Origin of the sequence: Pseudomonas sp. NPDC078416, assembly GCF_050268485.1 — a bacterium.
Lineage (GTDB): Bacteria > Pseudomonadota > Gammaproteobacteria > Pseudomonadales > Pseudomonadaceae > Aquipseudomonas.
Window position 1 is genome coordinate 68,040 of sequence record NZ_JBNNGV010000003.1, and the last position, 21,604, is coordinate 89,643.

Annotated in this window: 15 protein-coding genes; 10 read left to right on the plus strand and 5 right to left on the minus strand. The window is 62.0% G+C overall.

Translation table 11 applies throughout. The features are described from left to right. The first annotated feature begins 112 nt into the window (after positions 1-112). From ACQKEN_RS05855 to ACQKEN_RS05885, 7 genes are all read left to right on the plus strand, one after another. Positions 113-1,798 carry an ABC transporter substrate-binding protein gene (locus ACQKEN_RS05855; RefSeq protein WP_427684346.1) on the plus strand — a complete coding sequence of 562 codons (1,686 nt, stop codon included), beginning with the start codon at positions 113-115 and terminating at the stop codon, positions 1,796-1,798. Beyond that, a complete protein-coding gene (locus ACQKEN_RS05860) occupies positions 1,795-2,787 on the plus strand; it encodes an ABC transporter permease (protein ID WP_122537262.1) in 993 nt (330 codons plus the stop codon). The genes ACQKEN_RS05855 and ACQKEN_RS05860 overlap by 4 nt, the downstream gene beginning before the upstream one ends. Then, entirely contained in the window at positions 2,784-3,647 is an 864-nt protein-coding gene (locus ACQKEN_RS05865; RefSeq protein ID WP_122625014.1) for an ABC transporter permease, read from the plus strand. Before ACQKEN_RS05860 ends, ACQKEN_RS05865 begins: the two co-directional genes overlap by 4 nt. Then, the gene (locus ACQKEN_RS05870; protein WP_427684348.1) at positions 3,644-5,359 is read left to right on the plus strand and encodes a dipeptide ABC transporter ATP-binding protein; all 1,716 of its coding nucleotides are present in this window, start codon (positions 3,644-3,646) and stop codon (positions 5,357-5,359) included. Before ACQKEN_RS05865 ends, ACQKEN_RS05870 begins: the two co-directional genes overlap by 4 nt. Positions 5,360-5,384: 25 nt before the next feature. Continuing rightward, positions 5,385-6,593 carry an acyl-CoA dehydrogenase family protein gene (locus tag ACQKEN_RS05875; RefSeq protein ID WP_427684350.1) on the plus strand — a complete coding sequence of 403 codons (1,209 nt, stop codon included), beginning with the start codon at positions 5,385-5,387 and terminating at the stop codon, positions 6,591-6,593. 162 nt (positions 6,594-6,755) lie between these two features. Next, a complete protein-coding gene (locus ACQKEN_RS05880) occupies positions 6,756-8,120 on the plus strand; it encodes an MFS transporter (RefSeq protein WP_427684582.1) in 1,365 nt (454 codons plus the stop codon). An 84-nt stretch (positions 8,121-8,204) separates the two neighbouring features. Next, positions 8,205-10,031 carry an ABC transporter ATP-binding protein gene (locus tag ACQKEN_RS05885; protein ID WP_122537055.1) on the plus strand — a complete coding sequence of 609 codons (1,827 nt, stop codon included), beginning with the start codon at positions 8,205-8,207 and terminating at the stop codon, positions 10,029-10,031. A gap of 230 nt (positions 10,032-10,261) precedes the next feature. Here the strand turns inward: ACQKEN_RS05885 and ACQKEN_RS05890 are convergent, their stop codons facing one another. The 3 genes from ACQKEN_RS05890 to ACQKEN_RS05900 all read right to left on the minus strand — a co-directional run bounded on the left by ACQKEN_RS05890 (position 10,262) and on the right by ACQKEN_RS05900 (position 12,291). Then, complete coding sequence (locus ACQKEN_RS05890; RefSeq protein ID WP_122537054.1) at positions 10,262-10,663, minus strand: ExbD/TolR family protein; 402 nt, start codon at positions 10,661-10,663, stop codon at positions 10,262-10,264. Between the two features lies 1 nt (position 10,664). Next, positions 10,665-11,390, minus strand: coding sequence for a MotA/TolQ/ExbB proton channel family protein (locus ACQKEN_RS05895; protein WP_205483438.1), 726 nt, complete (start codon positions 11,388-11,390; stop codon positions 10,665-10,667). A gap of 85 nt (positions 11,391-11,475) precedes the next feature. Further along, positions 11,476-12,291 carry an energy transducer TonB gene (locus ACQKEN_RS05900; RefSeq protein ID WP_427684353.1) on the minus strand — a complete coding sequence of 272 codons (816 nt, stop codon included), beginning with the start codon at positions 12,289-12,291 and terminating at the stop codon, positions 11,476-11,478. Positions 12,292-12,779: 488 nt separating this feature from the next. On the opposite strand from ACQKEN_RS05900, the gene ACQKEN_RS05905 reads away from it, so the two are divergent. Beyond that, complete coding sequence (locus tag ACQKEN_RS05905) at positions 12,780-14,897, plus strand: TonB-dependent receptor family protein (RefSeq protein WP_427684355.1); 2,118 nt, start codon at positions 12,780-12,782, stop codon at positions 14,895-14,897. Positions 14,898-15,066: 169 nt separating this feature from the next. Here ACQKEN_RS05905 and ACQKEN_RS05910 read toward each other — a convergent pair whose 3' ends face one another. Next, positions 15,067-16,035, minus strand: a complete 969-nt coding sequence (locus tag ACQKEN_RS05910) for an AraC family transcriptional regulator (RefSeq protein WP_427684583.1) — start codon at positions 16,033-16,035, stop codon at positions 15,067-15,069. A 102-nt stretch (positions 16,036-16,137) separates the two neighbouring features. On the opposite strand from ACQKEN_RS05910, the gene ACQKEN_RS05915 reads away from it, so the two are divergent. Beyond that, on the plus strand, positions 16,138-17,388 hold the full coding sequence (locus ACQKEN_RS05915; RefSeq protein WP_122625007.1) for an MFS transporter: 1,251 nt from the start codon (positions 16,138-16,140) through the stop codon (positions 17,386-17,388). A gap of 1,524 nt (positions 17,389-18,912) precedes the next feature. Further along, entirely contained in the window at positions 18,913-20,217 is a 1,305-nt protein-coding gene (locus tag ACQKEN_RS05920; RefSeq protein WP_427684357.1) for a tyrosine-type recombinase/integrase, read from the plus strand. A 56-nt stretch (positions 20,218-20,273) separates the two neighbouring features. Here ACQKEN_RS05920 and ACQKEN_RS05925 read toward each other — a convergent pair whose 3' ends face one another. After that, positions 20,274-21,593, minus strand: coding sequence for a c-type cytochrome (locus ACQKEN_RS05925; protein WP_427684359.1), 1,320 nt, complete (start codon positions 21,591-21,593; stop codon positions 20,274-20,276). Between the last annotated feature and the right edge of the window lie 11 nt (positions 21,594-21,604).

Sequence of the window (21,604 nt, forward strand, 5' to 3'; positions counted from 1 at the left end):
GATTGTCGTTTCCAACACCTGCGACTCCCCGTTTGAACCCGTGTTTATTCGCCGGAAAACCCGGCATGCCTTGTGCAATAGCCCTGTTCCCGGACTAAAGGCATCAGGACCCATGCGAGAACCCGCCCCGTATTTGCGACTTCCCGGCACACGATCGCGATCGTTGCTCACCCACAGCTCTATAGTCGGTCTCGCTGCACTGTGTGGCGTACTGGTTGGCTGCGGCCAGAGCACATCGACGGTTGCCCACAGCGATCAGCCCGTCAGTGGCGGTACGCTGGTGTACGCCACTGACCGCGAGCCGACCTGCCTGGACCCCCATGTCGGTGGTGACATGCCCCAAGTGTTCGTCGCGCAACAGTATCTCGATTCGCTGGTGTCGATGGACGCTGACGGGCGCATCGGTCCCTGGCTGGCCAAACGCTGGGAGGTGTCCGACGACGGCCTGACGTACACCTTCCATCTGCGCAACGACGTGCATTTTACCGATGGCACGCCGTTCAACGCGGCGGCGGTCAAGGCCAACCTCGATCACATGGCCAATCCGAAAACCCAGTCCAGCACCGCAGGCGGCTACATTCGCCAGTACCGCAGCACGGACGTGATCGACGACGACACAGCGGTGGTCCATCTGGCCAGCCCGTATGCTGCGTTTCTCGAAGTGCTGGCCCAGGGTTTTCTCGGCATCGAATCACCCACTGCGTTGCAGCGGCCTCGCGATGTGAACTGTGAAAGCCCGGTGGGCACTGGCCCGTTCACGGTCGTGCGTTGGGATCGGCAGAGTCAGGTCGAGCTGGTGCGCAATCCCGATTACAACTCGGCGCCGCCCACCGCCAGGCATCAGGGGCCCGCGTGGCTCGACCGTATTGTCTGGAAATTCATTCAGGAGCCGTCCGTGCGTTTTGCCTCGCTGCAGGCAGGCGAGGTGGACGTGATCGAGGCGCTGCCGCCCGAATCCCATGAGGCCGCGCGACGCAACCCTGATCTGAAGCTGATCATCGCCCAACGCCCGGGCAACCCCACCAACGGCACGCTGAACATTACGCGAGCGCCCTTCGACGACCTAAAGGTGCGCGAAGCTTTCGTTCGCAGCGCCGACATCGACGGCGCATTGAAGAGCGTTTACTTCAATGAGTTCCCAAGAGCAGGCGGGCCGCTGAGCCCGGCCACACGCTTCTACAGCCCGGACTTCCAACACGCCCAGGATTACGACCCGGCCAAGGCCGCGCAATTGCTTGATCAAGCGGGCTGGACCCAGCGCGACAGTGAGGGCTATCGCACCAAAAACGGCAAGCGCCTGCAGGTTCACGTGGTCATGGGCAACCGCACGCCGCCTTCCGAATACACCCTGTGGGAACAGGTGCAGGCGACGACCCGGCAGGCCGGGTTCGACTTGATCGTCGACCAGATGAGCGATGTGCTGGCGACCAAACGCCAGGCGGACTGGGACTATGACATTCGCCTGGGCTACTGGAACACCAACACCGCCGACGTGCTGCGGATCATCTTTGGCAGTGAGTTCATTCGTCCGGCAGGCGTCGGCGGCTATCACCAGAACACCGCAGGCTTCAGTGATCCGGCGTTCGACAGCCTGATTCAGCAGGCACTGGCCACTCAGGATGCCGAGCAGCGCCGTGCCCTGTACTACAAGGCGCAGCAGATCGCGTCGAGCCAGTACCTGCAACTGACCACGTACCCGCAGAGCACGCGGCTGGGGATCTACAAAACCACTCAGGGCGTGCGCCTGGAGCCTTCGTTGGCCGTGACGTACCTCTATGACGCATGGGTGAACAAATGACGAATCCGACAGTTGCCCGCGAACTGGCCCATCCACGGCGCGAGCGTTTGCAGCAACAGGGGAGGCGCGCACTGTGGCGTCTGGGCGGCGGCATTCTGGTGCTATGGGCCGTCGCCACGCTGACCTTCTTTGCCTTGCGGCTGATGCCGGGCGATCCGGTGCAGGCGATCCTCGGCGGACCCAGTGGCAACCCCACGCCTGAAACCATCGCCGAAGCCACCCGAGAGTACGGTCTGGACAAGCCACTGCCGGTGCAATACGCCTTGTATCTGGGGCGTCTTGTACAGGGCGACCTGGGGGTTTCCTATTCCCAGCATCTGCCGGTGACGCGGGTGCTCGCCGAGCAATCCTGGCCGACCCTTGAACTGACCTTCACGTCTCTGGCGCTGGCCTGGATTCTGGTATTGGCGCTGACTGTGCTGACGGCCGGCCGTCGACGCTGGGTCGGCAGCCTGGCGTCGCTGGCGGAAACCCTGTCTGCCGCGTTGCCGCACTTCTGGCTCGGCATCCTGCTGCTGGCGGTGTTCGCCTTCGGCCTGCGGCTGTTCCCGCCTGCGGGCAGCGATGGCTGGCGAACGCTGGTGTTGCCGTCGTTTGCCCTGGCCATTCCGCTGGCGGGATTCATCGCCCAGGTCACCCGCGAATCCCTTGACCTGACCCTTGAGCAACCCTTCGTACTGACCGCCAGAACCCGAGGCCTCAGCGATTTCAATGTGCGCTTCAAGCACGCGTTGCGTCACGCCGTGCTGCCGGGGATTTCGTTGTCGGGCTGGGCCATCGGCGCGCTGATCAGCGGGGCGGTGGTGATCGAGGTGATCTTTTCCCGCAAGGGCCTGGGTCGCCAGCTGTTCCAGGCCGTGCAGGCCCAGGACTTGCCGCTGACCATCGGCATCAGCCTGGTGGTCGCCGCCGGTTACGTACTGGCCAACATGCTCGTCGACCTGCTGTACCTGTGGGTCGACCCTCGTCAACAAGGGAATTCGGTATGAGTGAACTGACACTGGAAGCCCCGTTGGCTGCGCGCAGGGTTCAGCGTACGCGCAGCACACTGCGTCCCGGGCCGCTGCTGGCGGTCACTTTTCTGCTGCTGGTGATCGTCGCGGCATTGGTCCCGCAGCTGTTCGCCCACAGCGACCCGCTGGCCATCGTGCCCCGCGACGCGTTTCATCCGCCCAGCTGGAGCCACTGGTTCGGCACCGACCAGTCGGGGCGCGACATCTTTTCCCGGGTGATTTACGGCACGCGGCAATCGCTGTTCATCGGCCTGGCGGCAACCGCCATTGCCATGAGCATTGCCATCGTCCTCGGCCTGCTCGGTGGCCTGGGCGGTGCGCGTATGGATCGAGGCGTCGGCTGGTTGCTGGAAGTGCTGTTCGCGTTTCCCAGTCTGATTCTGGCGCTGCTGTTCGTCGCGATTTTCGGCAGCGGCATCGGGCCCTTGATCGTCGCCACGGGTCTTGGGGGCGCGCCGGGCTATGCGCGGATGGTGCGCGGCCAAGTGCTGGCGGTGCGCAACGCCGGCTACATCGAGTCAGCCAGGGCGCTGGGACATCCGCCATTGCGCATCATCACTCGTCAGCTGCTGCCCAATGCCATGCGCCCGCTGATCGTGACACTGACCATGGGCGTCGGCCAGGCCATCGTCTGGGCGTCGGCCCTGAGCTTTCTCGGTCTCGGCGCACGTCCGCCGGCGCCCGAGTGGGGAACCATGTTGTCCATGGGACGTGACTTCATCGCCAACGCCTGGTGGCTGACGTTCTTCCCCGGGCTGTTCATCGTCCTCACCACACTGTCCACCACGGTCGCGGGCCGTTACCTGCAACAACGTCTGGAGGGGCGTCTTTCATGAGCGACCAGAAACGCTTGATCGTTGAAGGGCTGTCCGTCGAGTTCGCCGGGCAGTCGGTGGTGCGTAACCTGTCATTCACCCTGGAGCCGGGCAAGACCCTGGCGCTGGTGGGCGAATCCGGTTCCGGCAAAAGCGTCACGGCCCGCAGCTTGATCGGCCTGGCCGGTGAAGGCGCCCGGGTGACGGCGCGCAGGTTGAGTTACGCGGGACAGGACTTGTTGAGTCTGTCGGAGCGCGGCTGGCGCGACCTGCGCGGCAAGGACATCGGATTCGTGTTGCAGGACGCGCTGGTTTCGCTGGACCCGTTGCGCCCTGTGGGCAAGGAAATTCTTGAGGTGCTGGAAACCCACCGCTGGGGTGACCGGCGCAGTCGCAACGAACGGGTGATCGAGCTGTTGCAGACCGTGGGTGTGCCGGAACCGGCATTACGTGCCCGCCAGCGGCCTGATCAGCTCTCCGGCGGCTTGCGTCAGCGCGCGTTGATCGCCAGCGCACTGGCGCTTGATCCCGGTCTGGTGATCGCCGATGAGCCGACCACCGCACTGGACGCCACCGTGCAGGCGCAGATTCTTGAGGTGTTGCAGCAGATCAAGGCCCGCGGCGATTCGCTGCTGATCATCAGCCATGACCTGGCGGTCGTTGCGCAACTGGCCGACGAGGTGCTGGTGCTGCATCAGGGCGAAGTGGTCGAGCAGGGGCCGATGGAACAGGTCCTGCGCCATCCTCGACACGCCTACACCCGTTCGCTGCTCGACGCCGTACCCGCCGAGCACGCTCGCGGTACACGGCTTTCCCCCGAGCGCAGCACCCTGGTTGCGCAACCACGTCCCGGTGCCGATTCGCCGGTGCTGCTCACGGCGTCTGGGCTGGGCAAGCGTTATGTCGGTCCGGACCAGCAGTCGCGTCAGGTGGTCGATGGTGTCAGCTTCGAGCTGCGCGCCGGCCGCACGCTGGGCATTGTCGGTGAATCCGGTTCGGGCAAGACGACTGTGGCGCGGATCGCACTCGGCCTGCTGGAGCCCGACGCCGGTGACGTGCAGTTCCTCGACGTCCCCTGGACCGGCGCCGGCCACGCACGGGTGGCGGAGAAGACGCGGCTCCTGCACCGTCGCGACATCAGTGTGATTTATCAGGACCCGTTGAGCTCCTTTGATCCGCGCTGGAGTGTCGGACAGATTCTCGCCGACGCCCTGGACGTTGCCGGCATTGCGTTCGAGCAGCAGCGCCCGCGTATTGCCCAGCTGTTGCAGCAGGTCCGCCTGCCGGCTGATCTGGCGAGCCGTCGGCCGTTGCAGCTGTCGGGTGGACAACGCCAACGGGTGGCCATCGCCCGGGCAATTGCCAGCAACCCGAAAGTCATCATCTGCGACGAACCGGTGTCGGCGCTGGACGTGTCGGTCCAGGCCCAGGTCCTCGACTTGCTGGCCGATCTACAAGCCTCGCTGGGGCTGGCGTACCTGTTCATTTCCCATGATCTGGGGGTGATTCGCCACGTCAGCGACGAGGTGCTGGTGATGCGTCACGGCAAGGTAGTGGAAAGCGCTGAGGTCGAGACCCTCTTTGAGCAACCGCAACACGAATACACCCGTCGCTTGCTGGGCGCGGTACCGCGTCTGCCAGGCGCGGGCAGCGAGCTGGTGGTGCCGCCACTGGAACCGGAAAGCGCGGTGCTGCTGTTTGATGAATCCCGGCTGTGGAAAATCGCCATTTAAGTTCGATGCTGAACAAGGAACTGCCATGAGCACGTTGTCTGCTGTACCCAAAACGCCTGTCACTTCGGTGGAAGAACTCAATCGTCGCGCCGACGCGTTGCTGCCGCAGATCGCGGCCGGCGCCGCACAACGCGAGCGCGACCGGCAATTGCCTTATGACGCCGTGGCGCAGATCGCCAGGGCCGGGCTGTTCACCACCCGGATTCCGACCCGATACGGCGGAGCGGGTGGCTCGGTCAAGGACGTGATCGCGCTGTTGATTCGCATCGCCTCGGCGGACTCCAACGTGGCCCAGGCGCTGCGGCCCGGTTTTGGCTTCATCGAGGGGCTGCTGGCCTCTCGTGCCGAGGGCGCGGAAGGCGAGCGTGAACGCTGGTTCGAGCGCTATCTGCAAGGCGCCGTCGTGGGCAATGCGGGTTGGGAAGTCGGCGGCGCCAACGGATCGATCAGCGCGCGCATCGTGCGTGATGGCGAGAACTACCGGGCCACCGGCAGCAAGTACTACAGCACCGGTTCGTTGTACGCCGACTGGGTCAGTGCGGTGGCACTGGACGAAGACGACCAGCCGGTCTCGTTCATTTTGCCCCGTGATCGCAAGGGGCTTGAGTTGCTGGATGATTTCGACGCCATGGGCCAGCGCCTGACGGCGAGCGGTACCACGCACCTGCACGACGTGCTGGTCAGGCCCGAAGAAATCCGCACGCGCACGGTCGAGGAGGGGACGCGCACGATTGTGACGCCGTTCCTGCAGGTGTTCCTGGCTTCGGTGCAGGCAGGCATCGCGCGCAACGCCTTGAACGATGCCGTGACGTTCGCCAATCAGCACGCTCGCCCGATCAAGCACAGCACAGCCAGCCGCTCGGTTGACGACCCGTATGTCGAACTCAGTGTGGGCGATATTTCTGCCCGGGCGTTTACCGCCGAAGCGGTGGTGCTGCGGGCTGCCGAATCCATTGATCGGGCATGGGCTGCCGATCTTGATGCCGACGCAGTGGATCAGGCCGCTGTCGATGTGGCGCAGGCGCAATACATCGCAGCGGAATCCGCGCTGAAAGCCGCAGAATTGATCTTTGATGTCGGCGGCGCCTCGACGACCGGTCGCGCCCATAACCTGGATCGGCACTGGCGCAATGCGCGCACGGTTGCCAACCACAATCCTCGGCACTGGAAAGCTGCAGCGGTCGGCGCCTGGCAACTCAAGGGCACGCCACCGCCGAAGTCCGGGTTGTTTTGAAGGGGGCCGCGAAAGCAGCGTGAGTGCACATGTTTATCCAGACGAGACCTCGGGCAGGCCATGGGCATTGATCAAGGCATCAGCTCCGTCAACCGCGACTCTGCGGGTCTGATCCGACGCGTCAGGGAATGCCCGACCCCGTCCAACCTGCGCCGCATCCCCATGATCATCGGCTGCGCGCTGTTCATGGAGCTGATCGACGCGACTGCGGTGCTCACGGCATTGCCACAGATGGCGCGGGATTTCGGTGAGCCCAGTGTGCGCATGAACCTGGTGGTGTCGCTGTATCTGCTGGCGGTGGCGCTGTTCGTACCCGTGAGCGGCTGGGCGGCCGATCGTTTCGGACCCAGGCGGGTGTTCATCAGCGCCATCGTGCTGTTCACGCTGGCGTCGGTCGGCTGCGCCTGTTCGAGCTCGCTGTTTCAGCTGTCGATGGCGCGCATGGGACAAGGCGCGGCAGGGGCGATGATGGTGCCGGTGGGGCAGGTGATCCTGCTGCGCTGGTCGGCCCGGGAAAATCTACTGCGCGCCATGTCGTACCTGACGATCCCGGCATTGATCGGGCCCATCCTGGGGCCGCCGCTGGGTGGCGTGCTGGTCACGTTCCTGTCGTGGCACTGGATTTTTCTGATCAACCTGCCCATCGGCATTCTCGGTGTGGCGCTCGTCCTGCGCTATATCCCGGATTACCCCGGCAGGCCGGGAGAGGTACTGGACGTCCCGGGTCTGCTGCTCAGCGCGGCGGGACTGGGTGGGCTGGTGTTCGGTTTCGAGGCCTTGGGCCATGGCTTGCTGCCACGCAACGGGGCGCTGCTATTGATCGGCTTTGGCGTCGTTGCCGCCTGTTTGTACGTCTGGCATGCCCGGCGCGCGGCCCACCCGTTGATTGACCTTTCCCTGCTGCGAATCCCCACATTCGGCGTGACCTTCTGGGGCGGCAATCTGATGCGCATCGGCAGCGCGTCCCAGCCTTTTCTGCTGGTGCTGCTGTTTCAGCTGTGCTTCGGACTCAACCCGCTGGAGGCCGGATTATTGAGCTTTGTCGGTGGCGCGGGGGCATTCCTGATGAAACTGCTGGCGGTGCGTATCGTCAGCCGCTTGGGCTTCCGGCGAACCCTGATCGGCAACGCCGTATTGACGGGACTGACGCTGGCCGCCTGCGGCATGTTCAGCATTTCCACCCCGTACTGGATCGTCGTTGCGGTGCTGTTCACCAGCGGCATCATTCGCTCGTTGCAATTCAGTACCCTCGGCGCACTGACCTATGCCGACGTGCCGCCCGACCAATCGAGCGCCGCCAGCAGCCTGTCGGCCATGACCATTCAACTGACCATGAGCCTGTCAGTGGGCATCGCCGCAGCCTTGCTCGGCCTGATCATGTCGGTTCGCGGGCACGCGACGGTTGCTGAAGGCGACGTGGCGCTGGTGATGGGCCTGGCGGGGTTGCTGTGCGCCGTGTCGGGTCTGGTCTACCGCAAACTGTCGCCCCAGGCGGGCGCTTCGGTTTATGCAGCACGCAGCCGCTGATCTTCCCCGAGGATCCAGCGGCCATCACCCATTTTTGCCTGAAAGCTGCGCGGCCACAGGCGTCATTCAGGAATGCTATCTGTCATGAGCTCGTCTTTCTCACCCTTTGCACCCCGTGATCGCCGGTTACTCAGCTGGAGGGTGGAACATCTGCCGTCCACGCCGGCGGCCTTCGTCCGATTTTTCATTGGCAACTTCAAGGGCTGGTACGTCGCGATTCTGCTGCTGCAAATCGCGGCAGTGGTGTGCTCGATCCTGATTCCATGGGGGCTGGGGCAAATCACTCGCACGGTCAGTAACGGGCTGGACGCCGAACACGCCTTCGAGGTGTTGCGCTGGCCGTTGACGGCCTTTGCCCTGCTGCTGGTGTGCGAGGTGCTGTTCACCCGCGCGGCGGCCGGGTGCCACATTCACGTACTGCCGTTGCAGCGCCGGACGGTGACCCACGTGGTGTTTGCCTACCTGCAGCAGCACTCCCATCGGTTCATCAGCAACGAGTTTGCCGGCGCCCTGGCGCACCGGGTTTCCGAGGTGGCGATGGGGGTGAACCAGACGCTGAGCATCTTGCTGTTTGATCTGATTCCCTTGCTGGTGACGCTGAGCCTGGCGACGGTGCTGTTGTGGACGGCCTCACCCCTGCTGGCGGTGTTCATGGCGGGTTGGTCGGCGTTGTTCATCGCCGTGTGTTACCTGCTGGCGCGTCGCAGCCACCCGCTGGCTCAGCAGTACTCGGCCGCGCGCAGCATCAGTTCCGGCAAGGTGGTGGATGCGGTGTCGAACCTGGCCAACATCCGCCTGTTCGCCCGGCACGCGTTCGAGCACAACTACCTGGGCACGTTTCTGGACAAGGAGGTCGCCGCGGCCTATCGCTCGCTGGGCTACATGGAGAAGATCCGGTGGTTCCAGACCAGCTGCGGGGTGTTGCTGAAACTGGGCCTGTTGATGCTGGCGCTGTACCTGTGGCGCAGTCATCGCATCGACATTGCAGCGTTCGTCATGGCCACCAGCCTGTCGCTGCTGATCATCAGCGATGTGGGCAATCTGTCCCGTCGCTTTCTCGAATTTTTCGAAGCCACCGGCAACATTTCGAACGGGGTGCACACCTTGATTCGGCCCCATGAGGTCATCGACCGACCGGGTGCCAAGGCGCTGCAGGTCAAGCGCGGAGATCTCGAATTTCGTGACGTCGGTTTCAGCTATGGCACCGACCAGCCGATCTTCGAGCACTTGAACATCGTCATTCCGGCGGGGCAGAAAGTCGGTCTGGTGGGCGCTTCGGGTTCGGGCAAATCAACCCTGTTGAGTCTGCTGCTGCGGCTGTACGACGTGCAGAAGGGCGGGGTGCTGATCGATGGCGTGGACGTGCGCAATGTCACGCAGCACTCGTTGCATCAGCAAATCGGCCTGATTCCCCAGGAACCGGGGCTCTTCCACCGCAGCATTCGCGAAAACATTCACTACGGTCGTCTGGATGCGTCGATGGAGGAGGTGGCCGAAGCGATTCATCGCGCAGGCGCCAGCGAGTTCATCGACAGCATGGAACACGGTGACGAGTCGCTGGTGGGCGAACGCGGGGTCAAGCTCTCGGGTGGCCAGCGTCAGCGCATCGCCATCGCACGGGTGCTGCTCAAGAACGCACCGATCCTGGTGATGGATGAAGCCACGTCGAGTCTGGACTCGATTACCGAACGCTTCATTCAGGACAAGCTGGACGAAATCATGGAAGACAAAACCGTGTTGGTGGTGGCGCACCGTCTCTCGACGGTCGCGCATCTGGACCGGATTCTGGTGTTCGACAAGGGCAGGGTGATCGAGGACGGCAACCATCAACAGCTCTTGCTGCTGGGCGGGCAATATGCGCGGTTGTGGAATCGCCAGTTCAGCGATGCATTGCAGCAGGAGGCGGTCTGACGGGGGCGGTTGCAGCGATGCGGTGGGTAACGCACACCGCATCGTTGCCTCAGAACCGGGCTGGACTTGGTAAGGTTTGTTGGATGGTGTAACGAAATCAGAGAACTATTTTTGTTTGATGGGAGTGAGTGTGCTCACCAGTGCGCCAGCACAGGCGATCTATAGCATCGTCTGTACTGGCGCTTTTGTGAGCGAGCTCACTCGCACAGGTCCATCCAGGGTCCGGTCATCTATTTCGCGGTGATCACTGACAACTTGGTAATCCCGGCCTTTTCAATCGATGCCATCGCTCGCGCCACTTCGCCGTAATTCACGCCGTTGTCTGCTTGCAGTTGCACGCGCACGTCGGCGTTCTTGTCCTTGGCGGCCTTGAGGTTGGTTTCCAGCAGATCCGGCTGGATCTCGTCTTTGTTGATGAACAGCTTGCCCTTGTCGTCGATGCTCACCACCAATGGATCCTTCTGTTCCACCGGTGCGACGGATTCGGTCTTGGGCAGGTTGATCGGGATCGAGTTGGTCAACAGGGGCGCTGTGACGATGAACACCACCAACAGCACCAGCATCACGTCCACCAGCGGCGTAACGTTGATCTCGCTCAGCACTTCATCGCTATCCTGGGTTGAGAAAGCCATTTCAGGACGCCTCCTTCACTTTCTGGGCTGTGGCAGTAGCGCCCGACTTGTTCAGCACCGGATGCAGCAGCACGCGGAACGCATGTTTCTGCGCCAGGCTGTAGAAGTCATGGGCGAAGTCGTCCAGGTCAGCGGCGGTCAGCTTCAGGCGGCGCAGGTAATAGTTGTAAACCAGCACCGCCGGCACGGCCACGGCGATACCCACGCCTGTGGCCACCAGCGCGGCACCGATCGGCCCGGCGACTGTTTCAAGGCTTGCCGAACCTGCAGCGCTAATGCCCTTGAGCGCCGACATGATGCCCCAGACCGTACCGAACAGGCCGATGAAGGGCGAGGTGCTGCCGATACTGGCCAGAATCGCAAGGCCGGTTTCCAGCGAGCGGCGTTCACGGACAATCTGCTGGCGCAGCGCGCGTTCCAGACGGTCCTGATGATTGATCGCCTGGCTCAGGTCAGCGGCCTGACCGCCTTCCGCCACCTGAATTGCGGCGTAGCCTGCCAGGGCGACACGGGCTGCCGCGCCTGGTTGGGTCTGGGCCAGTTCCGCCGCGGAATCCAGGCTGGATGCGGCCCAGAACTGCTTGTGGAATTTCTTGTCTTGCCCCTTGAGCCGGGCGAACTGAACACCCTTGAGCAGGGCCAGTCCCCAGGTGGCAACGGAAAAAACGATCAGCAGCCAGATGACCGCGTGTTCAATGGATTCGAAAGGCGAAGCGATAAGGTTCATGTGAGTACTCCAACAAGGCGTTCAAATCGTGTAGCGATGCGCCTTTGGTCAGGTAGCCCGCAGTGTGGTGAAGCGAAATCAGGGTTTATTGCAATTTGAAATCGATCGGCACGCTGACCCAGCCATCGACCGGGTTGTTGCCCTGTTTGGCTGGCGCAAAACTCCAGCGCTTGACGGCGGCCAGCGCCGCGTCGTCGAGCTGATCGCGACCGCTGCTTTTCTGAATCTGGATCTCGCCGGGCTTGCCGGTGGCCAGCACGTGCACGCGCAACAAAACGGTACCTTGCCAATTGCGGCGCATGGCCAGGGCCGGGTATTCCGGGGCCGGATTGTGCAGATAGCCGGCGTTGGCCGAGGCCGGTGTCACGGGGGCGGGCGCCGGTGGTGCAGGCGGAGCCGGAGCCGCGACCGGCGGTGGCGGCGCAAGGGGTGGCGACGGCTCCACAGGTTTGTCCACCGGCCTGGGCACCGGCTTGACCACCGGTTTTGGCTTAGGGGTCGGCTTCGGGACCGGCTTGGGCGGCGGCTTCACGGCCAGCTCGTCCTCGACCGGCGGTGGCGGCTCAACGGCGGGCTCAGGGATGGGGGCGGGCGGTGGTGGTTCGACAACCGGCGGCGCGGGCTGGGAAAACTCGATGGTCATCGGCGGGATTTCCGGCGGCACGACAGGCAACGGCGGCGTCGATGAACTGTTGACCCAATAGATGACAGCACCATGCAGCACCAGCGCGAAGACACCGAGCAGTACCGCTTCGCGACGGCTCAGAATGCGCCCGGGCGTGGTGTGCAGCCTCGACAGCGCCAAAGGCCCTCGATAGACCCGACCCAGGTCGAGCAACTCGCCGCCCGGCGCCTGGCGCCAGAGCACATCCAGTGCGCTCGCTGTTTGGGCATTGGCCATTGATTTACTCCTGGATGTTTAACAAAACCGGAACTCGGGTTCCGTTATTAACGGCAGGTGACGGAAGAGATTCTCCGCATGCCTTTGATGTCACACCCGAGACTAGAGCAAGAGCCATACCAATTAGTGAAAACCTGCAAACAGTGCGTTTTTTCCACGGCGGGCTGGCATGAAAGTATGAGGAATACACGTTTTGTCGTTGAGCTGTTGGCAGGCAAACAGTCGCTGTTATGAGCAGCTGCTTTTCAGCTATATCAGAAACAGGTCAGGAGTCTATTCAGAGGGTTGTGGGGGGGTGCGCGCTTTCTGGCAACTGTTGTTGATCCGACAGTGGAAACACAAAATGCACGTTGCGTTAGGGGATTGCTTAATAAAACCGTACTTAAGACAGCTAATAACCGGTGGCACGAACTCTGCTAAGTGTCTCGAGAGCGCAACTATACGAATAGATGCTCCCCTGTCTATGACCTAATGGAGCAAGTATCCCGATGCTGCAGAAGTTTGATGTAAGCGCTCTGCGTTTTGATTCACTGGCCACGGCTTCCAGCCTGGGCGTATTGCTGATGCTGGTCCACGGCACTTCACTCGCCGCTGATGACCCGAATGCCCAGGCCCCTCGACTTTCCACCGTGACCGTGACCGGCGCTCAGGCCAGTGAGGCGCAGAAAGCCGAAAGACAATTGGCGAAGGTGCCGGGCAAGACGGCGGTCATCGACAACCACGAAATTGAAAAAGGCCGTGCCTCCAATGCCGAAGATGTACTGGCGTTGCAACCGGGTGTCTTCGCCCAGGCCACCAGCGGCTCAGCCGCCAACAAGATTTCGATTCGTGGTTCAGGTCTGAACACGTTTTATCAAGGCTATGTCCTGGGCATAAAATTCCTCTTCGACGGTTTGCCGCTCACCGGGCCCGGCGGTACGCAGGAAGACATGCTCGACATGGCCGGGGTCGATCACACGGAAGTGCTGTACGGCGCCAACGCGTTTAACTATTCGGCGTTGTCCCTGGGCGGCGCGATCAACTTTGTCAGCAAGACCGGACGCACCGATCCCGGCAATTACGCGCGCTTCGAAGCCGGGAGTTACGGTTATCGCAAACAGGTATTGAGCACCGGAGGCGTCGAGGGCAATGCCGATTATTACGTCAGCCTGCAGCACAACGAACGGGACGGTTATCAGGACGATACTGCGAACAAAGGGCAGGGCATCGTCGCCAACTTCGGCTATGTCTTTAATCCGAAACTGGAGACGCGTTTCTTTCTGCGTTACCGGGTGGAGACCCTGAGCCAGGGCAACACGCTGACCAAGTACCAGATCAAGCACGACCCCACCAGCAACGCCGTACCGTTCGGTCGCAAGAAGGACGGCACCACACTGCTGGGCAGCAAGACCACTTACACCTTCGACGACAACGCCAGGCTTGAAGTCGGACTGGGCTACAACGACTATCCGCTCTACAACGGCTGGCGTTACTCGGCCACGCCCCAGGACTGGCGCTCCAAGGACATCAACCTGACCCTGCGCTACCTGCGCACCGGCGACACTTTTCTGGGCCTGAACAGCGACAGCACCGAGACCTTCAGCACCACGCGCGCTTACCTCGCCGACGTGAAATCCCATAGCAAGGCGACGAAAATCAAGCAGCAGGAAGCCAACTACACCGGCTCGCGCGACACCGTGTTCTCCCTGGGCAACGAGCTGCAGCTGACCGATGACCTGTGGCTGTCCTCGGGGCTGTCGTTCATCGACATCAAGCGCAAAGCCGACATCGAATACACCACCGGGGTCAACACCACGGCGTTTCCCAATAGCGTGGAATACGAAGAGCGTGACGTCGCGCCCCGTATCGGCCTGCGCTACGCGCTGACACCGGAATTCGAGCTGTTCGGCAACGTCAGCCGCTCCATCGATCCGCCGGTTACTTGGCAACTGGGCAGCACCGGCACACCTTACCTGCGCGACGTACGCCCGCAAAAAGCCAACACCGTAGAGTTCGGAATTCGCGGTGGCCATGGGATTTTCGATGGCAGCCTGACGCTGTACCGGTCGTGGGTGCAGAAAGAATTGCTCTCTGTCGTGGTGCGCCAGGCCACCGCCACCCAAGATCAGCTGGTGGCGACCTCCAACGGCAGCGCAACCCTTCACCAAGGGATCGAAGCGGGACTCAACGCGTTGTTGTGGGAAGGACAGGGCGGCGACACCGTGACCCTGCGCCAGGCCTTCACCTACAACGATTTCCACTACCGCCACGACGCCACCTTTGGTGACAACGAGCTGCCCGGCCTGCCGCGTCAGGTCTATCAGGCCGAGCTTGAATACCGCCAGGCCGCAGGCTTCTATGCGCAGTTGAATGCGCGCTCGGCATCGAGTTACTACGTCGACTTTGCCAACTCGCTGGGCGCACCGTCGTACACCCTGTGGGGCGCCAAATTCGGTTATGAGGCGCCGAACCGCCAGTGGGAGGTCTTCGTCGACGCCCGCAACCTGACCAACGAGCGTTACGCGACGGCGTCCAACACGGCCTACGATGCCAAAGGCGAGGACTCGGCAAACTTCTATCCGGGCGATCCGATCAACGTGACCACTGGCGTGTCGTACCGCTTCTAGATGCGCCGGTCTGTTCGACCTTCAGAAAGGCTTGCCAGGAAATTCCGTTGCTTCATATGTAGCAGCGGAACGTTACGCATCAGAGGGAAGGGGACTGGTCACCTTGTTGAATCAGATCAGGCGTAATTGATTGTCTACCCAGCGCGGCGCCGCAATGGGCGCTCGGGTTTCAAGCCATCGCGGGCCGTTTCACCTTGCGACTCAATCCAGGTGTTTTGCCCGTGACGCGCTTGAACGCACGACTGAACGCAGCCTGGGAGGTGTAGCCCAGACGTTGTGCCACCTCTTCAATCGGCAGCCCTTCAAGGCTCAGCCACTGGCTCGCCAGGCGCATTCGCAATTCAGTGACGTAGCGCAGCGGCGTCATGCCGATCGTCACCTGGAAGCGGTCCGCGAAAACCGAGCGCGAGGTATTGCAGCGCTCTGCCAACTGCGCGACGGTCCACTCGCGTCCCGGTTGTTGATGAACCGCCAGCAGTGCACCGGCCACGCGTGGATCACGCAAGGCGGCGACGAGGCCAGAGGCATTCCCGCAGGCGCACTCGACCCAGCCGCGGACGATCATGGCAGCCACCACGTCAGCCAAGCGTGCGAGGATACCGGCGAAGCCGACACGGGCCGCACTGACTTCGCGCTCCATGGTGCTCAGTATCGGCACCAGCCCGGGGTAACGCTGGCCGCCGGCATCAATCACCATCAGGCCCGGCATCAGCCGGCCAAGGCCATGGATGCTGCCCAGTTCGAACTCCATGCAACCACTGAACAAAAGGGTGCTCGGCGTGGCGTTGGCATCGGTTCCGGCATCCACTGCACTGACGGTGTCACCCAAGGGTGCACCATCCAGACGATCGATGTCTTGAACAGGCGCGTCCGTATGGGAAAGCAGCCGATGGGCCGCGCCATGGGAGATGAACACGGCGTTGCCGGCAGACAGCGCGTAGGTGCTGCCGTCCTCCATTTGCAGCACTGCATGACCGACGGCCAGGAAGTGGAACCAGGCGTGCCCGGGTGTTTCCGCGAAACCCAGACCGAAGGTAGGCCCCGTCTCGATACGCCGGTACTCGACGCCGCGCAGGCGCATGCCACGCAGCAATTCGTTGATGAGGTCCGAGGAGAGAGCAAACTGATCTGCAGGCATCATTCAGGTGTTTCGGTCAAAAAGTTGAGACCGAGGATCATAGATCATCCGGTTTTCGGCGCCTAGACTCTGTCTCCCAATGACGATCGGGAGATCCTGCAAATGACTGACTGTGTATGTAACGCCGCATCCGACCGCCAGCCGGGCATCGGCGCGGACGTGGAACCTGCGACACCCGCGTGGATGGCCGTCTTCTCGTTGGCGATGGGCGTGTTCGGATTACTGACCGCCGAGTACCTTCCGGCGAGCTTGTTGACGCTGATGGCGACCGATCTGGGCGTGTCGGAAGCGCTGGCTGGCCAGGCGGTAACAGTGACAGCCGTGGTGGCGCTGTTCGCCGGGCTGCTGGTGCCAGGCCTGACCCGGAGCATCGACCGACGTTGGGTGTTGCTGGGTTTTTCAACGTTGATGGTCGCCTCCAACTTGTTGGTCGCCGTATCCTCCAGCTTCGTGGTGCTGTTATTGATGCGCATTTTGCTGGGCATCGCCCTTGGCGGGTTCTGGAGCATGGCGGCGGCAGTGGCGATGCGACTGGTGCCGAGTGCGTTGTTGCCTCGGGCGCTGTCGATCATTTTCAGCGGCATCGCCATCGGCACGGTAGTGGCGGTGCCGCTGGGCAGCTACCTGGGTGGGCTGTATGGCTGGCGCAGCGCGTTCTTTGCAGCGGCGGCGGTCGGCATGGTGACCCTGGCTTTTCAGTCGTTCACGCTTCCGCAGCTCGCGCCGCGCCGGCCAGCCAGACTTCGCACCATTTACGAGGTGTTGCGGCGTCCGGGCATCGCCATGGGCATGTTCGGTTGCGTGCTCGTGCACAGCGGGCACTTCGCGATGTTCACCTACGTGCGGCCGTTCCTTGAAGGGACGACCGGCATCGGCCCCCAAGGGCTGTCACTGATGTTGCTGGGGTTCGGTGCGGCGAATTTCGTCGGCACGCTGTTGGCCGGTAAGTTGCTGGAACGAAACCCACTGGCCACCCTGGTGCTCATGCCCGCGCTGGTCGGCGTTGCAGCGCTGGCGTTGGTACTGTTGCCGGCCTCGGTGCCAGGGCAGGCGGTACTGCTGGCGATCTGGGGCTTGGGCTTTGGCGGTGTGCCGGTGGCGTGGTCTAACTGGGTCGCCAGCGCGGTCCCTGATCAGGCGGAAAGCGCCGGAGGCATGGTCGTGGCATCTGTGCAGTCAGCCATTGCCACCGGCGCCGCTGCGGGCGGCGCAATGTTCAACCTCGGTGGCAGTGCAGGCGTATTCGTCGCGGCGGCCGTGCTGATGCTGCTGGCTGCGTTGATGATTGCGCTGCGCGTCCGCGTTCCTTCTGTCCAGGGCGATCGCGAGCCCAAACCCGCGTTCCATCTTTGATCCGGGGTGCCAAACTACCTCGCTGTTGTACTACCGCTAGGATCTCGGTCCCGATGCCTGTCTGGGTTGGGCCCGACGATGGGCGGAGCAGGGCGCAGGCCTCTTTGGCGGCAGCGGAGGCATCGGCTCCGAGCACATCCCCCGGCTACACGGCGACCTGATGCCAGCCGCCAACGCCAGGCTGTCGCAAGCCAATGGATGGCATGAACTTCGATGTTGATTTGCATTGTCCACGCTGCCAGCGTTCCTCGGTGTCGGTGTCGGTGTCGGTGTCGTCACGTTAGTCTGATCGCCAGCGCCACCTTGCTGTACGTGGCGCTGATCAACGCAGCGGTTGCAACGTTGAGCGTTCCGTTCCTGCAACCGCTTGTGCGTATTTACGTACAGCTAGCATGAAACACGCCGCGGTTAATTCAGCTGTTGTTCATTTACGTTGCGCGGGCTGCCTGTGCTGGGCATCAGGATCTCCGGGTCGCATCGGCGGTTATCGGCGTGACCTTGCCAGGCGGTGCGATCCGGCAACTGACTCAGGTTTTGTGAAAGGGAAGCTATGGACTATGGATTGATGAATGGGGTTACAAAGAATCGCCACGCTGACACATCATTTAACATAATATACATTATGCGTAACACCATGTTACGCATTTGGGGGTGTGTCTCAGACAATCGAACGTGGCGTCTCTCTATTCTCGGATCCTCTGTCATGCCATGAAGCTTCACGCCGATACCAACGCTTGGTCTTCAATGCTCACAGCTCACAGCTCACACCGTTCACTCCAAACTCGATGATCCAACAATAACGATCACCGCTTACCTGCAGCGCACCGCTGGATCAAGCTCAGCCTTCGAATCCAAAGCGAACATCTCGTGCGCCAGGCCAGCGCTCAGTCACCAGAATCAATATCTGATCCTCACTCACGCGGATGTCGATACCTGACCGCCGCCAGTGATATGCACCACAGATGACACGCCACAAGCGCAGATCCCGAGACCTGCGACAATGCAGCTCAGCGATATCCAGCTGACCGCCAGCGCCTGACCACCCGGGATCTTGTACAGCGACTCCATGACTGCAGGCCTGACACTCGACCCCAGATTCACCGTCCCAGGCCTATGCCAGGGAGAATCCCGAGGACTGTCACTAAGACCACGTGAACCAGCAGCTCGCTAACGCGTTTCCTACGGGGTCACCAGCGCTTGAACACCCCCAAAGCCCAGTAAAATAAGGCCTGCAGAGCAACAACGCTGCCAAAAAAGCGCCAAACAGACAGGAGAATCGCCACATGTGCATGGCATAACTTGCTGAAAGCCCGCGAAACCACACAGCGACACCCGAAGACATGGCCTCAAAGGCTCTGACAAGCCTAAACCAGCTCACAAACCCCAAATGGCTTAAAGCGACCCCGCTAACACACCCCAACTCAAAAATGCAATATCCGATAACTGTCAGACCCGGATATTGCATATGCACGTCAGCTGCACGATCATGCGGCCATCTTCCGCATCCCCAGCCAGCGAATACAAATGCCCGCGCCTTCGTCACCGCATCCGTTGTTTGAAACCTACGCAAAGTTCGGCGAGCTCAACTTCAGCTCTTTAAAGGAAGAGCTTCCGGCAATCCGCGATTATCTCGAGCAATTCCCTGCCGAAATCCAGGCCGTCGAAGGCTACCGCGCCGTGCGCAGCTTTCTCAAGTCCTACGCCGGCAACGAATCCACGTTTAATTCTTACCGCACCCACGTCGAGCGACTCCTGCTGTGGACGATGCTCAAATCCAGAACACCCCTCCTCGCCATGCGCCGCACCCAGGCGGAGAGTTTCATGGAATTCTGCCTGGCACCTGACCCCGCCTGGGTCGGTCCGGTGGTCAAATCCCGCTTCACACGCCTCGGTGCGCGCAAGAAAACCGCCACAGACACCTTTGTACTCAACCCCGACTGGCGGCCGTTCAGCCAGACCGTCGCCAAGGAAGAACGCAAGCGCGCTCAGGAAGAAAACCGGCCCGCCCTTCAGGACACTTACCGGTTGGCTCAAGGCTCTATCGCGCAGATATTCGCGGTGTGTGGCAGCTTTTTCCAGCACGCGATCGATGAGGGTTTCTGCGAGCAGAACCCGTTTCGCGCGGTGAAGCAAAAGAGCAAATACAAAGAGCGCAACACCGATAACCAGGACACACGCATCCTGACCTCGCTGCAGTGGGATTTCGTGCTGGAAACCGCCGAGCTACTGGCCGCCGAGGACGCCAAGTACGAGCGCACCCTGTTTATTGTGGCGACGATTTTCGCCATGTACCTGCGGGTGTCCGACCTGGTCGGCCGTGATAACTGGAAACCGACCATGGGCGACCTGCGCAAGGACGGCGCCGGCAACTGGTGGTATCACGTGGTGGGCAAAGGCAACAAAGCCGGCAAGATCAGCGTGCGTGACGATTATGTCGAGAACTACCTCAAGCGCTGGCGCCTGCATCAGGGTCTTCCCCCCCTGCCCGGCTTCCGTGAAAGCACGCCGCTGATTGCCACTCAACGTGGCCGCGCCGGGTTGTCCGACCGGCATATCCGTGTGCTGCTGCAGGAAGTATTTGATCGTGCATTGCAGCGCATGCAGGCCGAGCACTGGCCAGACGAGGATGTCGGCCGCCTGCGGGCGGCGTCATTGCACTGGCTGCGGCATACCTCGGCGACCTTCGATGCGCCGCACCGCGACATGAAAGACCTGCAAGTCGATCTGCGCCATAACAGCCTCAGCACCACGCAGAACGTGTACTACAACTCTGAAGATGAGAAGCGTGCGTACTCGGTCAAGCGTTTGCCGATGAAGGAGCACGGCTGAATAGCCGTGATTTCAAAGTCCGTACTGACCAGACGACGGCTGTTCAGGACTTTGCGCTACCGCATCTGCAGAATGACGGGATCAGGGCTGGCGGGGTCTGTTTTGGCGCGAAGCTTACTGACTTCCTTCGCCTCCACTGCGTCGCCCTGATTGCCCCACGTTGAGCGCACAAACGTCAGGACGTCGGCGATCTCCTGATCCGTCAGCTGATTGCGATACGGCGGCATCCGATACGCGTCGGGCACGCCACCGGCGATCACCCGGTCAGAGCCATTGAGCGTCGCGTTGATCCCCGTGGCGCTCTCGTTGACCATAGAGGACGATGCGCCGGCCAGCTGCGGGATCCACTGGCCCTGCCCGCGACCGTCCTGACCGTGACAGCTGCTGCATTTGGCGAGATACGTCCTGGCACCCGGGCTCGACCACGCCACAGGGGCGGGACTCGGCTTCCAGGGCGGGCCATCTTTGCCGTTTCCGGGAAGCGAGACCAGATAGTGCGCGATCGCCCCGAGATCGTCGTCGGACATGTACTGGGTCGAGTTGTTGAACGCCTCGGTCATGGACCCGGTGACGACGCTGTGCACGTTTCGCCCGGTTTTGAGGTATTGCACGATCTCCGGTTCGCTCCAGCGCCCAAGCCCGATATTGGGGTCCTGGCGCAGGCTGGGCGCGTACCAGCCGTCAATCAGCGCGCCGCTGAGGTAGGCAGGACTGCGCTCATCCAGAGCCTTTTCATTCATCGTGATGCTGCGTGGTGTGTGGCAACTGCCGCAATGCCCCGGGCCCTGGACGATATACGCGCCTCGGTTCCACGCTTCGTCCTTGCCCGATTTGGTCTGATACGGATCGGAATCGGCGAACGCCGCGTTCCATAACGCCAACGGCCAGCGCATGTTCAACGGCCAGGGTATTTCGCTCTGCTTGCTCGGGACGTCGGCGGGTGTGACACCCTTCATGAAAAACGCGTAAAGCGCTTTCACGTCGTCGTCGCTGAACTTGGAAAACGAGGGATAAGGCATGGCCGGGTAAAGACGATGGCCGTCAGCCGCGACGCCCTGACGTACGGCGCGATCAAAATCATCGAGGCTGTAGTTGCCGATTCCGCTGCGCTTGTCGGGCGTGATATTGGTGGCAAAGATCGATCCCATTGGTGTCGCCATCTCCAGCCCTCCGGAAAACGGCGGGTTCCCGGCGACGCTGTGGCAGGCGACACAGTCGCCCAGTCTGGCGACGTACTCGCCTTTCTCGATCAACGCGGGTGATAGCGCCAGTGGCGCGTTTGCCAGCGGGGAATAAGGAACCCGGTTGACGAACCAGGCCCCACTCGCCGCCAGCACAACGCCGCCGACGGCAAGGCACGTGATGGCTTTTTTCAACGGCCGGTTTC

Bases quoted from the DNA above. Each gene is read 5' to 3' on its own strand.
- ACQKEN_RS05855 (WP_427684346.1), top strand. From the start codon at position 113: ATGCGAGAACCCGCCCCGTATTTGCGACTTCCCGGCACACGATCGCGA.
- ACQKEN_RS05860 (WP_122537262.1), top strand. From the start codon at position 1,795: ATGACGAATCCGACAGTTGCCCGCGAACTGGCCCATCCACGGCGCGAG.
- ACQKEN_RS05895 (WP_205483438.1), bottom strand. From the start codon at position 11,390: ATGAACCTTATCGCTTCGCCTTTCGAATCCATTGAACACGCGGTCATC.
- ACQKEN_RS05885 (WP_122537055.1), top strand. From the start codon at position 8,205: ATGAGCTCGTCTTTCTCACCCTTTGCACCCCGTGATCGCCGGTTACTC.
- ACQKEN_RS05905 (WP_427684355.1), top strand. From the start codon at position 12,780: ATGCTGCAGAAGTTTGATGTAAGCGCTCTGCGTTTTGATTCACTGGCC.
- ACQKEN_RS05900 (WP_427684353.1), bottom strand. From the start codon at position 12,291: ATGGCCAATGCCCAAACAGCGAGCGCACTGGATGTGCTCTGGCGCCAG.
- ACQKEN_RS05910 (WP_427684583.1), bottom strand. From the start codon at position 16,035: ATGCCTGCAGATCAGTTTGCTCTCTCCTCGGACCTCATCAACGAATTG.
- ACQKEN_RS05890 (WP_122537054.1), bottom strand. From the start codon at position 10,663: ATGGCTTTCTCAACCCAGGATAGCGATGAAGTGCTGAGCGAGATCAAC.
- ACQKEN_RS05870 (WP_427684348.1), top strand. From the start codon at position 3,644: ATGAGCGACCAGAAACGCTTGATCGTTGAAGGGCTGTCCGTCGAGTTC.
- ACQKEN_RS05920 (WP_427684357.1), top strand. From the start codon at position 18,913: ATGCCCGCGCCTTCGTCACCGCATCCGTTGTTTGAAACCTACGCAAAG.
- ACQKEN_RS05915 (WP_122625007.1), top strand. From the start codon at position 16,138: ATGACTGACTGTGTATGTAACGCCGCATCCGACCGCCAGCCGGGCATC.
- ACQKEN_RS05875 (WP_427684350.1), top strand. From the start codon at position 5,385: ATGAGCACGTTGTCTGCTGTACCCAAAACGCCTGTCACTTCGGTGGAA.
- ACQKEN_RS05865 (WP_122625014.1), top strand. From the start codon at position 2,784: ATGAGTGAACTGACACTGGAAGCCCCGTTGGCTGCGCGCAGGGTTCAG.
- ACQKEN_RS05880 (WP_427684582.1), top strand. From the start codon at position 6,756: ATGATCATCGGCTGCGCGCTGTTCATGGAGCTGATCGACGCGACTGCG.